At 63.3% G+C, this 13,467-nt stretch carries 12 protein-coding genes and 3 pseudogenes; 6 read left to right on the forward strand and 9 right to left on the reverse strand.

Annotated features, from left to right (window positions below):
• Positions 1–18 precede the first annotated feature (18 nt).
• The 4 genes from L632_RS0116150 to L632_RS0116165 are packed head-to-tail and all read right to left on the reverse strand — an operon-like array spanning position 19 to position 3,189.
• A complete protein-coding gene (locus L632_RS0116150) occupies positions 19–1,782 on the reverse strand; it encodes an FAD-binding protein (RefSeq protein WP_036698525.1) in 1,764 nt (587 codons plus the stop codon).
• Positions 1,783–1,785: 3 nt separating this feature from the next.
• Entirely contained in the window at positions 1,786–2,127 is a 342-nt protein-coding gene (gene sdhC / locus L632_RS0116155) for a succinate dehydrogenase, cytochrome b556 subunit (RefSeq protein ID WP_036698527.1), read from the reverse strand.
• Positions 2,127–2,459, reverse strand: coding sequence for a succinate dehydrogenase (locus L632_RS0116160; RefSeq protein WP_028714738.1), 333 nt, complete (start codon positions 2,457–2,459; stop codon positions 2,127–2,129). Before L632_RS0116160 ends, sdhC begins: the two co-directional genes overlap by 1 nt.
• A gap of 1 nt (position 2,460) precedes the next feature.
• Positions 2,461–3,189, reverse strand: a complete 729-nt coding sequence (locus L632_RS0116165; protein ID WP_028717128.1) for a succinate dehydrogenase/fumarate reductase iron-sulfur subunit — start codon at positions 3,187–3,189, stop codon at positions 2,461–2,463.
• Positions 3,190–3,755: 566 nt separating this feature from the next.
• On the opposite strand from L632_RS0116165, the gene L632_RS0116170 reads away from it, so the two are divergent.
• The 3 genes from L632_RS0116170 to L632_RS0116180 all read left to right on the forward strand — a co-directional run bounded on the left by L632_RS0116170 (position 3,756) and on the right by L632_RS0116180 (position 6,493).
• The gene (locus L632_RS0116170; RefSeq protein ID WP_028714736.1) at positions 3,756–4,526 is read left to right on the forward strand and encodes an ABC transporter ATP-binding protein; all 771 of its coding nucleotides are present in this window, start codon (positions 3,756–3,758) and stop codon (positions 4,524–4,526) included.
• Positions 4,519–5,421 carry an ABC transporter permease gene (locus tag L632_RS0116175; RefSeq protein ID WP_028714735.1) on the forward strand — a complete coding sequence of 301 codons (903 nt, stop codon included), beginning with the start codon at positions 4,519–4,521 and terminating at the stop codon, positions 5,419–5,421. The genes L632_RS0116170 and L632_RS0116175 overlap by 8 nt, the downstream gene beginning before the upstream one ends.
• 67 nt (positions 5,422–5,488) lie before the next feature.
• Positions 5,489–6,493: an ABC transporter substrate-binding protein gene (locus L632_RS0116180; protein WP_028714734.1), complete on the forward strand. Its 1,005-nt coding sequence runs from the start codon at positions 5,489–5,491 to the stop codon at positions 6,491–6,493.
• Positions 6,494–6,561: 68 nt separating this feature from the next.
• On the opposite strand, the gene L632_RS22880 is transcribed toward L632_RS0116180, so the two are convergent.
• Positions 6,562–6,813 carry a c-type cytochrome gene (locus L632_RS22880; protein WP_156929559.1) on the reverse strand — a complete coding sequence of 84 codons (252 nt, stop codon included), beginning with the start codon at positions 6,811–6,813 and terminating at the stop codon, positions 6,562–6,564.
• 82 nt (positions 6,814–6,895) lie between these two features.
• Here L632_RS22880 and L632_RS22885 point away from each other — a divergent pair.
• A pseudogene (locus L632_RS22885) lies at positions 6,896–7,779 on the forward strand (IS5 family transposase).
• Positions 7,780–8,249: 470 nt separating this feature from the next.
• The gene (locus tag L632_RS0116195; protein WP_028717130.1) at positions 8,250–9,197 is read left to right on the forward strand and encodes an SLATT domain-containing protein; all 948 of its coding nucleotides are present in this window, start codon (positions 8,250–8,252) and stop codon (positions 9,195–9,197) included.
• On the opposite strand, the gene L632_RS25180 is transcribed toward L632_RS0116195, so the two are convergent.
• From L632_RS25180 to L632_RS0116205, 4 genes and pseudogenes are all read right to left on the reverse strand, one after another.
• A complete protein-coding gene (locus tag L632_RS25180) occupies positions 9,103–9,444 on the reverse strand; it encodes a WD40 repeat domain-containing protein (RefSeq protein WP_371255995.1) in 342 nt (113 codons plus the stop codon). The genes L632_RS0116195 and L632_RS25180 overlap by 95 nt on opposite strands.
• Before the next feature lie 92 nt (positions 9,445–9,536).
• Positions 9,537–9,908: pseudogene (locus L632_RS25185) on the reverse strand (WD40 repeat domain-containing protein); the annotation flags it as partial.
• 440 nt (positions 9,909–10,348) lie between these two features.
• Positions 10,349–10,441 (reverse strand): annotated as a pseudogene (locus L632_RS25190) (hypothetical protein); the annotation flags it as partial.
• The gene (locus L632_RS0116205; protein WP_156933675.1) at positions 10,441–11,520 is read right to left on the reverse strand and encodes a hypothetical protein; all 1,080 of its coding nucleotides are present in this window, start codon (positions 11,518–11,520) and stop codon (positions 10,441–10,443) included. The pseudogene L632_RS25190 and the gene L632_RS0116205, both read right to left, overlap by 1 nt.
• A gap of 739 nt (positions 11,521–12,259) precedes the next feature.
• Here L632_RS0116205 and L632_RS0116215 point away from each other — a divergent pair.
• Positions 12,260–13,449 (forward strand): IS3 family transposase gene (locus L632_RS0116215; RefSeq protein ID WP_156933676.1). Its coding sequence is split into 2 segments (ribosomal slippage): positions 12,260–12,512 and positions 12,512–13,449, totalling 1,191 coding nucleotides; the frame shifts between segments, so codons are not numbered across the junction.
• Positions 13,450–13,467 lie beyond the last annotated feature (18 nt).

Raw genomic sequence — 13,467 nt, forward strand, 5'->3', positions numbered from 1 at the left:
GCTTCCTCCTCGGGTCGGCTATTGCGCGGCCACCAGCGTTTCGGGTTCATCCTCGGACAGGATCGACTCGCCCGGACGGACGATGGTGAAGGCGACCTGTTCCCGGCTCAGCGTCAGGTCACCGCCCTTTTTGCGTGCGAGAGTGAAATACGAGCCCTCCAGATCGCCGCTTTCAGGGAAATCCTCGCGGAAATGCGCCCCCCGCGAGTTCTCGCGCAGCTCGCCGGCGCGGGCGATGACCTCGGACACCTCGACCAGCGAGGCCATGTTCAGCCAGTCGTGCCAGGTCAGGTTGAAGGCCAGGTTTGCCGGATCCACCCCGGTCTGCATCAGTTCCTCGCGGATTTCCGCGACGCGCTTCTGGCCACGCTGCAAGCCGGCGCCGGTGCGCATGACGCCGACATCCTCCCACATCGCCTCCTGCAGCTTGTGGCGCAGCGGCTGGATCGGCGCGGCAGCCTGCGAGAACGGGCGGCAGGCGCGGTCGATTTCCGAGGCCAGCACCGCCTCGTCGGGATCGCGCAACGCAGCCATGCGGCGGATGTCGGCGCCCATCACGTCGCCGGCGATGCCGCCGAAGACGGTCGAGTTCGCCACGCCGTTGCCGCCCAACCGGTTCGAGCCATGCGCGCCGCCCGCATCCTCGCCCGCGACGTAAAGCCCCTCCATCTCGGTGCGGGTATCGGGATCGACCACCACGCCGCCCATGAAGTAATGCGCGGTCGGCACCACCTCGACCTTGCCGCCGGCCAGGTCAAAGCCGGAATCGGCGCAACGCTTGACCATGCCGGCGAATTTCTTGCGCACGTTCTCGGGGCCGAGGTGGCTCATGGAAATGAACATGCCGACCTGGCTGGGATCGTTGTTCTTGCGCATCTCGGCATAAATGCCGCGGCTGACCACGTCGCGCGTGGCCCGCTCGCCCCGCGCATCATAATCGAACATGAAGCGGTCGCCGCGCGCGTTCAGCAATTGCCCGCCAGCGCCGCGCAGCCCCTCTTCCAGGACCGTCCCGGTCATGCGGGTATGGTCGCCCGCCAGCAGGCCGGTGGGATGGAACTGCACCATCTCCATGTCGCGGAGCGGCAGGCCGATGCGCAGCGCCATGGCCAGCCCGTCCATGGTCTTGTCGCCCGAGGGCGTGTGATACTTGTACATGGTCGGCCCGCCGCCGGTGCCCATCATCACGCATTTCGCCCGCACGAAACGAAAGCGGCCGGTGCGCATGTCGATGAACAGCACTCCCGCCAGCGAGGCCCCGTCGGCGGTCGGGATCAGCCCGATGGCGCGGTGTTCCTGCAACTTGCGGATCGGTCGGGCCAGCACCTGCTCCATCAGCCGGCTGATGATCTCGATACCCGTCAGGTCGCCCTTGTGGACGGTGCGGTCGGCGGTCTGGCCGGCAAAGGCCTTCTGGTGCAGCGTGCCGTCGGGATTGCGGTCGAAGAAGCAGCCGATCTCGTTTTCCAGCTCGCGGATGCGGACCACGGCTTGCTCGCACAGCCTCCAGGCCATGTCCTGGTTCGGCAGCCACTTGCCGCCGTTGATCGTGTCCATGAAATGCCGCTCGACCGTGTCGCCGCCGCCCAGCGCGACGTTATAGCCGCCCTGCACCATGCGCGTGCAGCCGCATTTGCCGATCAGCCCCTTGACGGCCAGCGTGATCCGGGTGCCCTCGGGCGCGCTTTGCTGGGCGTGCAGCGCCGCGAACAGCCCCGCGCCCCCCGAGCCGAGGATCAGGATGTCGGTTTCGTCCCGTTCGACGTCGAATTTCAATGCCATGGTCTACACCGCCCGCAGAAGAAAGGTTCCAGAGATCAGGAAGGCGCCCGCGATGGTGCCGGCGGCCAGGCTTTTCTGCCGCGGCGACCAGGGCAGGAACTCCAGCGCCAGCAGGCGCAGCCCGCCGAAGAAATGCACCGCCAGCAGGAAGACCAGCCCGAACTCGGCCAGCTTGACCAGGGGGTTCTCGGCAAAGCCGAGGAAACGGTCCAGCCGCTCTGGCCGCGTCAGCGCCAGGGACAGGACATAGAAATGCGCGGGCAGGAACAGCGCCAGCGCCAGGCCGGACAGGCGATGCAGCATATAGGCCAGCCACAACGGATGCTTGCGATGCGGCTTGATCATCACAGCACCGTCACGGCCGCCACGGCGCGCGCCCCCATGACCAGCAGGACCAGGCCCGTGCCCCAGGTGAAAAGCTCCAGCGCCAGACCCCGAAGGCCGGTGGCCTCGTGCAGGATCACCCGCAAGCCGATGGCGGCATGGATCGAGACCGCCACCACGAAACTGCCGTAGAACAGTAGCCAAGCGATGCTGCCTTGGGTGCGGGCCAGGATCTCGGCGCTGCTCAGCCCGCCCTGGATGGCATAGGCCATGACCGCCAGATGCCCCAGCACCAGCGGAGCCATGACCATCGCGCTCAACCGCTGCGCCATGTAGTAACGAAGATTCAACATGCTACCCCCTTCCCTTCAGGAACGACCGCGCGGCGGCCCGCTTGAGCCCGGCGATGGCGCTGAGCGGGTCCAGCTCGTTCGGGCAGAAGCGCGTGCAACTGCCCTGCGTGTGGCAGTTCATGCAGCCGTCCGAGCCGGTGACGGCATCCAGGATCGACTGGCGGTCCTGGACCTTCACGTCGTTGTAAAGCGTCCAGGCGCGTTGCAGCGCCGCCGGGCCCAGATAGTCGGGATTGCCCGCCACCGTATCGCAGGCGGCATAGCAGACCGAGCAGTTGATGCATTCGATCGCCGTATTGGCGACGACCCGGCCGGGATCCTCCGGACTGACCTCCTGGATCGGCTCCGAGCGGGTCCGGCTGGGCTTGTGGACACCGCCTGCCTTGATCCACTTGTCGAAGAACGGATCCATGTCCGCCGCCAGATCCTTGATCACCGGCAGATTGCGCAGTGGCCCGATCTGAAGCCTGCCGTCCTCCAGCACGCGCTTGACATGCGTCCGGCAGGTCCAGCGCGGCTGGCCGTTGACCATCATCGCGCAGGAACCGCACATGCCCACCCGGCAGGCATAGCGATAGGTCAGCGACGGATCGACGGCCTGCTGGATCCAGCTGACGACATCAAGCACGGTCTGGTTGTCATGGGCAGGCACCGAGAAGGTTTCGTAAGCGCCCTGATCTCCTGATCCGCGCCAGACCGAAACCTGCATTGTCTTTGTATTCTCGCTCACAGCGCACCTGTTGGCTTACTTGATGATGCACCCTATGACGCAATTTTTCTAACACAAAGGAACTAATTCTAAATTGTTGTGTAAAATTAATTTACGCATGCGGCAGGCGGATCTGCGGCAGGCATCGCGGCATGCCGCGCCTCATTCACTTTCGACGGCAGAACAAGACGCAATGCAGGCTCTGTGCCGGGATTTCGGCTTTCGCCGTCCGCCCCTGTCCGAGGCCGGCGCGAGGATCGAGGGGCCCCGCGCACTTCCGCAACCGCCCTCCAAGGCATTAGGAAACAACGCCTATTCCCCTGGCTTCCCGCCGTTGTTCCGGGAAATAGCGTAAGGTAAGTTTTCAGTAATTATAAGAATTAATGCGTTTGTTGCAGTAAAATTTTCAAATACAGTGCTCTTCATGAAACCACCTGGCTCTTGCCGGACCGTGGTGGCCGTCCGGACAGGTTCCGCAAGGAGGAGGTGCAGGAACCAGTATCGAACCTCTCCCCTGGGGGAGCAACCAGCATCACGGCGGCCCGTTTCGGAGACGGGGCGCACGCCAGAAACCATAGGGAGGAGACATGCAGCATCAAGATCCGCTGCTTGCCGTTAGGGGCGTCACGTTGCAATACAAGACGCCGCACCATCTGATAACGGCAACCTATCGCGTCAGCTTCGATGTCCACCAGGGTGATCGTTTCATCCTGCTTGGCCCCTCGGGCTGCGGAAAATCCACGCTTCAGAAGGCCGTCGGCGGCTACATTACCCCGACCGAGGGCGAAATGTCGCTGAAGGGGCGCAAGATCACTCAGCCCGGCCCCGACCGGATGATGGTGTTCCAGGAGTTCGACCAGCTTCTGCCCTGGAAGACCGTCAAGCAGAACGTCGCCTTCGCCCTGCAAAGCGCCAAGCGCATGCCGCGCCGCCAGGCCGAGGAAAAGGCGATGGAGTATGTCGAAAAGGTCGGGCTGGCAAAATTCGCCGACAGCCACCCGCATATGCTTTCGGGCGGCATGAAGCAGCGCGTTGCCATCGCCCGCGGCATGGCGATGGAACCCGACATCCTGCTGATGGACGAACCCTTTGCCGCCCTGGACGCCCTGACCCGGCGCAAGATGCAGGACGAGTTGCTGAAGCTGTGGGACGAGACGCGCTTCACGGTGCTGTTCGTCACCCACTCCATCGCCGAGGCAATCAAGATCGGCAACCGCATCCTGCTGCTGTCGCCGCATCCGGGCCGGGTCAAGGCCGAGCTGAACAGCACCACCGACCCGCGCGAAGCGGCCGAGCTGGAGCGCCACATCCACCAGATGCTTTTTGCCCATGAGCCGGAGGAGATGGAGCATGCCTGAAGCCACCGCGCGCGTCCTGCCCCTGCGCCCCGGCGCCACCACCGAGCGCCCTGAAATCTATCACGAAGAGGTTGCCGGCGGCGAGTTGAAGATTATCGAGCAACCGCTTTCGACCTTCGAACTGCTCTACCGCGAGCCGTGGCTGCGCAAGCTGTTCATTCTGGTCGTTCTGGCCTGCATCTGGGAAATCTATGGCCGGGTGCTGAACAACGACCTGCTGTTTCCGACCTTCACGGCCACAGCGGGGGCGCTCTTCAAGTCATTGATGAACGGCACCCTGCCCTCGGCGGCCTGGGTCTCGATCAAGGTTCTCGTCACCGGCTATGTCTTCGGCATCGGGCTTGCCGCCGCGCTGACCGCCTTGGCGATGGCGTCGCGGATCGGCACCGATTTCCTGGAAACCATGACCTCGATGTTCAACCCACTGCCGGCGATCGCGCTGCTGCCGCTGGCGCTGATCTGGTTCGGCCTGGGCAATGCCAGCCTGGTCTTCGTGCTGGTCCATTCTGTCACCTGGGCCATCGCGCTGAACACGCATTCGGGTTTCCTGGGCGTCAGCAAGACCATGAAGATGGTCGGGCGGAACTATGGCCTGAAAGGCTTCAGCTTCATCACCAAGATCCTGATCCCGGCGGCCTTTCCCAGCATCCTCACCGGGCTGAAGATCGGCTGGGCCTTTGCCTGGCGGACCCTGATCGCGGCCGAACTGGTGTTCGGCGTCAGCTCCGGCTCGGGCGGGCTGGGCTGGTTCATCTTCGAAAACAAGAACCTCTTGGACATCCCGATGGTCTTTGCCGGCCTGCTGACCGTCATCATCATCGGCCTGGTGGTCGAGAACCTGATCTTCCGCACCATCGAGCGCTACACGATCCAGCGCTGGGGCGTGCAGCACTGAAACCAGGGCCCGCCCAGGCAGGGGCGGGCCCTTTGACCACGCAGCCGTGGTTCTAGGAGGAAATGCAATGAAAAACGTCAAATTATCCGTCGTCCTGGGCCTTGCCGTCTCGGTATTTTCGGCTGTGCCGTCCTGGGCGGAAACCGTCCATGTCCGGCTCGCCCGCCAATTCGGCATCGGCTACATGCCCCTGACGCTGGTGCAGGAACAGGGCCTGCTGGAAAAGCACGCGAAAGCGGCCGGCGTGGATGTCACCACGGAATGGCTGCGCTTCACCGGCGGCTCGGGGATGAACGAGGCGCTGCTTTCGGGCAATCTGGACATCGCCGCTGGCGGCACCACGCCGATGCTGACGATCTGGGCGCGCACGCAGGGCAATATCAAGATCAAGGGCGTCGCGGCGCTGGCATCGATGCCCTTGCATCTGATGACCACCAACCCGGACATCAAGTCGCTTGCGGATTTCTCGCGCGGGGACAAGATCGCGCTGCCCGCCGTCAAGACCTCGATCCAGGCCATTACCCTGCAAATGGGCGCGGAGAAATTCCTGGGCGAGGGCAAGCATGCGGCGCTTGATACTTTCACGGTGTCGATGGGTCATCCCGATGCGCAGCTTGCGCTGCTTGGTGGCCAGTCCGAGGTGAACGCGCATTTCGGCTCACCGCCCTTCCAGAACCTCGAAGCCAAGGATTCGCGCGCCCACAAGGTGCTGGACAGCTATGACGTTCTGGACGGATCGCATACCTTTACCGCCATCTGGGCCAAGAACGATTTCGTTGAAGGCAATCCCGAGGTCATCGGCGCGCTGATGGTCGCACTTGAGGAAGGCATCGCCTTCATCCAGGAACATCCCGAGGAAGCGGCGCAGATCTGGGCAAAGGCCGAGAACACGAACCTGACCCAGGACGAGATCGTGGCCCTGATCAAGGACCCGCAAACCAAATGGACGACCACGCCCGAGCGCCTGCTGCCCTATGTGAACTTCATGGCCCGGGTGGGCCTCATTTCCCACAATACCGACGACTGGCGCGATCTGTTCTTCGACACGGTCCATAATACCGAGGGGAGCTGATAGCGAGTTCCTCGTTTGGTCGGCAAGCTTGCACCGCCTCGTCATAATATCGACGAGGCGGCTTGGGCTCATCGACTCGTCTGGATATCAGGCCGCTCGTCGGGAACGAAACCGCCGCGATTGGGCATCTGCACCTTGGCAAGAGTGCCGGCGTTCATGACTTCATGTTCGCCGATGATCCCGTTCTCCGCCAACAGATAAGCGGTAACAGCATAAACTTCGTCGGGCGTAAGGCTTTGCGGAGAATCCAACGGCATCGCTCGACGTATATAGTCAAAGACCGTGGTGGAATATGCCCAATAACTTCCGATGGTTTTCACGGGCTTGCCACTGTTCAGCGGCTTTGTTGCACAAATCCCTCGAGGGATTCATTCTGTGGATCCAGAGTGATAGCTGTAATTCATGAGCAGACCTTCCTCCCTGACCTACAAGACCAGGAACTGGCCAGCCTGCAATGAAGCGCTCGAGCGTCGCGGCTCGCTGACGATCTGGTTCGATCCTGCCATGACTTGGGATGCCACGCCGACAGGCAGGCGTGGCCGCCAGCGGACCTACAGCGACACCGCCGTTCAGACCTGCCTGACGATGAAGGTGCTGTTCGGCATGACGTTACGACAGACGACAGGCTTCGTCGAGAGTTTGCTTCGCCTCCTCGCCTGGATTAGACGGTGCCTGACTTCAGCACCCTGTCGCGCCGCCAGAAGACCCTCGCTGCGGATATCCCGTATCGTGGGTCCGCGGGGCCACTGCACCTGCTGATCGACAGCACTGGCCCCAACCGGCGGGTCTGGCGCAAGCTCCACCTTGGGATCGACGAGCAAACACTGGAGATCCGCGCTGTCGAAATCACCGGGAGCCATATCGGTGACGCACCGGTTCTACCCGACCTGCTCAGCCAGATCCCGGAGGATGAGCAGATCGGAAGTGTCACCGCAGATGGTGCCTATGACACCCGCAAGTGCCACGATGCCATTGCCGACCGCGGCGCTCATGCCGTCATCCCGCCCCGCAAGAATGCGAAACCGTGGAAGACCGTCACCGCCGGAGCCGTGGCGCGCAATGAGACCCTTCGGGCATCGAAATACCTCGGGCGCGCATTGTGGCGACGATGGAGTGGATACCACCGCCGAAGCCGCGTCGAGACCAAGATGCACTGTGTGAAACTGCTGGGGCAGCGCCTCATGGCGCGGGACTTCGACCGCCAGGCCGCCGAAATCCAGGTCCGTATCGCAGTCCTGAACGGCTACACCGCGCTCGGCATGCCCGTTACGGAAGCCGTGGGATAAGTCCGCCTGGGAAGGGGAACTCCCGCCATTAGCCGATTCGCGCAACAAAGCCGCCGGGGAGCAAGTAAAGATGGTTGCGGGTGTGCGCATGCATCAATCCATGCGACTTACTTCAGCCAATCATCTCACCAAAGGCTCACTTCCACCATATGGCAGTTATGGTCTGTTTCGAACTGCTGCGTAGTTGTCGCCGAGCAAAACAACTATATCACAATACTAATAGCCCATCGGATCCCCTTAACCAACCCAGTGCAAGGGTGATAGCGTATAAAAGTTCATACCCTCTGCCCCGCGCTAGGCAAAAATAACGCGGTCTACCTATTCGATCAACGATCTCGCAACTGCACTGCTGCCCGACTGCCATTGTCGCCACACCAAGACGCTTCAGCTTGACGATTCGCACATATGCCTCTAATTTTTCTTAAGGTATTCTCCGTTGATACATTTTCCACCTTAATAACTGCGGTGTCATGTCGCGCATCTTTCTGAGCCACTCCCCTTCAGACAACGCTGCGGCAGTGGCATTGCGGGATTGGCTGGTGAGCCAAGGCTTTGACGACCTGTTTCTCGGTCTCGACCCTGTACGTGGCATCCTGGCCGGCGAGCGCTGGGAACGGGCGCTGAACGAGGCAGTCAATCGCTGCGAAGCAGTCGTGCTTCTGATCAGCCGCGCCTGGCTTGCCTCGACTTGGTGCCGCAAAGAAATGACGCTGGCCCTGCGGCTGAACAAACCGATATTCGGCGTCCTGATCCAAGAGATGACAACCGGCGAATTGCCGCTAGAACTGGCCGGCAGCCGGCAGATTGTTCAACTGGCCCGTGGGACAGATCATCGGATGTTCCGCGCAAGCCTGCCCGATGGGCGCGAGGCGCATGTCACCTTTTCCAACTCGGAACTAACGAAGCTGAAAGTCGGTCTCACGAAGGCCGGCCTCGACCCACGCTTCTTCCTCTGGCCTCCCGATGCCCTCGACCGCGGCGGCTATCTGTCGACGCGGCTGGACGGGCAGATAGGGTATTACAAGAATGCCGCGAACAGGATGATCGTCCCATCCCGCCGGCTGCACGGGCTGGAATTCGTGCTTGCACTCGCCGCGGCGCTTACGGCGATTGCGGCTATCGGCAAGTGGATCCCCTTCGATCTGGCCGCGCTGACGGCGGTCTTCACCACCCTGTCGGGGACGATCATCGCCCATCTCCAGGCGAGCCGCTATGACGAGTTGATCCTCAGCTATCGGGCAACGGCCAACCGACTGTCGAATCTCCGGGCCACACTGAACCCGGACGCAACCGCCGCAGATATCGCGGCAATCGCGGAGGAGATCATCGGCGCGGAAACCCGAAGCTGGCAGGCGAGCTGGCTGAAGGAGGACGGTAAAACCAGCGGGAGCGAACTGATCGGCGCCAATCGCATGTAAGGCCGTCGAGCCGGGTGATCGCGACTCCCGTCGCGGTGTCCCAGACCTGCGCCGTCCTGTCATCAGACCCGGTGACGAGGCGTGTCCCGTCCGGCGAGAAGGCGACGCTCGTAACCCTTTTCCCATGGCCTTCAAGCGGCAGGCCGATCGGCCCAGCTGTGGCGATATCCCAGACCCGCGCTGTCCTGTCACTGGACCCAGTGGCGAGGCGCATTCCGTCCGGCGGAAGGCAACGCTTCCGACCGATCCTCCATGGCCTTCAAGCGGCGGGCCGATCAGCTCAGCTGTGGCGACGTCCCAGACCTGCACGTTCCCATCCTGGGACCCGACGGCGAGGCGTGCCCTGTCCGAAGAAAAGGCGACGCCCGGGACCACGGTATGGCCTTCGAGACCGGGAAACTCTGCCCCCGTCGCGAGGTTCCACACTCGTGCCGTCCGGTCACGGAACCCGGTGGTAAGGAGCGTCCCGTCAAAGGAGAAGGCGACGCTTGTGACCCCGTGCAAATGGCCTTCGAGACGAAAGCGTTCTCGAAGGTGCTGGAGTGCCAGAGACGCCGCTGAAATCGCCTGCCGAAGTTGAGGTTCTCCCCCGCCGCATTGCGTGGCCATGCCATCAGTGCCAGCTTGGCCGCCTCGACAGGTCGCCCTTCTGCCGACGCGGCGGTGGACAATGCCGTCAGCACGCTGTTCTGGTTCCGCCGGGAAAGCCATGCCTCGCGCTGCGCCAGTGCGGTCTGGTGTTCGGCTTGTTGCCGCGCTTGTCGCGCAGATTCGGCTTCCTGCTGCGCCCGTGCGGCCTGATTCTGTGCTTCGGCAGTAGCGTCATCCGCCCGTTTTTTCTCCTCCACAGCCTCCTTCCGTGCCATCTCAGCATCCTGCCGCGCCATGGCCTCGCGCCACCCGAAGGCACCCATGCCCACCGTCAACAGCGCCAGCGCCGCCGCGACCGCCCGCCACATCAGCCACTCGCGCCGCGCCCGGCGGCCGGCGGCGTCGAGGAAGCCGGTCTCGGACGCGGACAGCCAGCGGGGGTGGCGGGTGCGCAGCACCTCGAACTCTGCCCGCATCGCCGCATGCGGCAGCGCATAGGGATTGCGCTTGTCTACCTCCCATGAACCAGCCGAGTCGATCAACCGCCCCAAGGCCCGGATATCACCGGCGCTTTCCTGTATCCGCTCCTGTAACCATGGCCATTGGGTAATCAGCGCCTCATGGGCGATCTCGGCCGAAGTTTCGCGGATCATCAGCAGCCGCCCCCCTCCTCGCTGCCGAGGCGCTGGGCCAGCGCCGCCCACTCCGGCCCCAGTTCCGTCAGCGCCGCCTGTCGCCCGATCGCGCCGCCGGTATCGCCAAGCCGGATCAGCCGGGCAAACAGTAGCAGCAGCCAAGCCCGCTCGCCCTCGTCCAGCACATCGGTCTGGACCCGCTCCGCCTCGACGGCGACGGCCCCCAGCACACCGCCCACTTGCCCATAGGCCGCCGAAATCCGGGACCGCTCGCGCCGCGACTGCCGCCAAGCCGCGTAGAGTGCCATCTGGATCAGCGCCAGATCGCCGGGCCGGTCGCTGACATCGTGCTGAATGACGGCCACGAGCGCGTCACGGTCGGCGGCGTCATGATAGTTCGCCATCTTCAGCGGCTCGTGCACCAGTTGGGCGATCCCTGCTTCGCTCATCCGCTTCAGCCGGTACTGCGCGGCACCGTCCTCCGCCCTCAGTTGCGCAAAAAGCGCCTCGTGTCCCCGGATCAGGTTGAAATAGTCGGCCCGCACCGTCAGCACCACGTGAAAGTCGCGCCTGGCAGAGGGATCGGCCAGTGCCAACAGAAGGTCGATGAAGACCTTGGCATCCTCCGCCGAGGTCTGGGTGAGCAGTTCTTCGAACTGGTCAACCACCAGCAGTGTCTTCGTTTCCGCCGGCAAGTCGCAACGCACCGCATAGGCGGCCTCGTCAGCATCCTTGAGGTCGATCCGCTTGCGCAGGCTGGCACGGGCGTCCCCCAACAGGCCGAGAGCTTTGGCGGCGTCATCGACACCACGGCGGAGAACTTGAAGCGGATTGTTGCGGGGGCGCATGATGACGACATGCCGGCACACCCCCTCGGGCTGAAGCCAGTTGTCCGGCTCCAGCACCCCACCGCGAAAGGCCGGCACCAGTCCCGCGCGGACCAGCGAGGACTTGCCTGCCCCGCTGTCGGCCACCACCGCCACGATCAGGTGCCGCCGGAGCCGCTTGGCGAGCTTGCCAACCTCCTTCTCGCGGCCGAAGAACAAGTGCGCCTCGTCTTCCTCCATCGCGCGGAGGCCGACGAACGGCTCCTCCACCAAGACCGGCTTTCGCGGCCCGCCTAGTGCGGCGGCAATCAGGTCGGCCAGCGCTGCCGGGTCGCCCAGCGGGTCACGGACGGCCTGATGCTGGCGCGCAAAGGGCGGCAGCGTGGCGGAACACGCCTCTGGCGCAAGGGCGGGGACGAAGGGAACGGCGCCGTCGCCGGTCGCCCGCGATATGCCGAGCCGAACCTCGGGTTCGACCCAGTTGGTAACATCCTGACTGCCGACATAAACGCAGAAGGCGCCTGCTTGGTCATCACATCTTCGAGCTGTTTCTGCCAGTGCTCGGTACCGGCATGCAGGCCGGCCTCCCGGTCCGTGTCCAGCCAGACCTCCAGCCCCGCATTCCGTGCCGCCGGCGATGCGAGAATCCGCCGCTTTAGTTCCACCGCCGCGGCAGTGTCGACACCGGAATGACTCAAGAACAGGAGCATAGTCCCAGCCGAACTGAATATGCCTTCACTATCGTATAGCTTGCGCGACTGCCAGCTGTTCGCCAAGCCCTCTTTTTCAGCCGATCCTGCGCCCGGCTTCGCCTTGCCGCATGGTTGCAGGTTTGGGAGACCTGATTTGAACCTGCGGATGCAAGCGTTTGATTTTGTTGATGTGGGTGAGATGTGGGCAAACAAAAACCGCGCTAAGCGGTTGCTTTAGCGCGGTTTTTTGGGTTTGACCTGCCCCGGGATTTTTCCTCCAGATGCGATTAGAGTCCGGCCCAACTTGAGGACGGACAATGAAGCGAACGAGATTCACGGACGAACAGATCATCGGCATCCTGGCAGAGCATGAGGCAGGCGCGAAGTGCGCTGACCTGTGCCGCAAGCACGGCATGTCGGAAGGCACCTTCTACAACTGGAAGGCCAAGTTCGGCGGCATGACGGTGTCGGAGGCGAAGCGGCTGAAGGGGCTCGAGGATGAGAACGCCAAGCTGAAGAAGCTGCTGGCCGAGCAGATGCTGGATCTGGCGGCGATGAAGGACCTGGTTGCAAAAAAGTGGTAGGGCCCGCCGTGAAGCGTGAAGCCGTTGCGTATCTTCGGGCCGAGCATGGCCTCTCGGAACGGCGGGCCTGTCACATCGTCGGCGCGGATCGAATGATGATCCGCTATCGATCCCGACGCGCGCCGGATACGGCGTTACGCGGTCGGTTGCGGGACTTGGCCAACGAGCGCCGGCGGTTCGGTTACCGGCGCTTGTTCGTATTGCTGCGCCGCGAGGGCGAGCCCTCGGGGATCAATCGGATCTATCGGCTCTACCGCGAAGAAGGGCTGACGGTGCGCAAGCGGAAGGCGCGGCGCAAGGCGGTCGGAACACGGGCCCCTATCCTGGTCGAGGCGCGGCCCAATGCACGCTGGTCGCTGGATTTCGTCCATGACCAGTTCGATTGCGGGCGAAGATTCCGGGTGCTGAACATCGTCGATGACGTGACCCGGGAATGTTTGGCGGCGATCCCGGACACCTCAATCTCGGGGCGGCGCGTGGCGCGAGAACTGGCCGCCCTGATCGAACGCCGCGGAAAGCCCGGGATGATCGTCTCTGACAACGGCACCGAACTGACCAGTAACGCGATCTTAACCTTTGCCGCCGATCGCGACATTGAGTGGCATTACATCGCCCCGGGCAAGCCGATGCAGAACGGATTTGTGGAAAGTTNCAANGGGCGGATGCGGGACGAGCTGCTCAACGAGACCATGTTCCGCAACCTGGCCCATGCCCGTATCGTGATCGCCGCCTGGGCTGCCGACTACAACACCGAACGCCCGCACTCGGCCTTGGACTACCAGGCCCCGGCTGACTACGCGCGGACCCTGACCGCCGCAATCGCCCGCCCCGCTGCGCGAGATGAAAGCTCCGCGCGTCGGGCGATTGCTCAACCTGCGCCAATTGGCGTAAACACTAACCGGGCTCCGGTCGCGGCTGGATGAAAGTTCAGGGGCAGGTCA

Origin of the sequence: Paracoccus sp. J39, from assembly GCF_000518925.1 — a bacterium.
Lineage (GTDB): Bacteria > Pseudomonadota > Alphaproteobacteria > Rhodobacterales > Rhodobacteraceae > Paracoccus.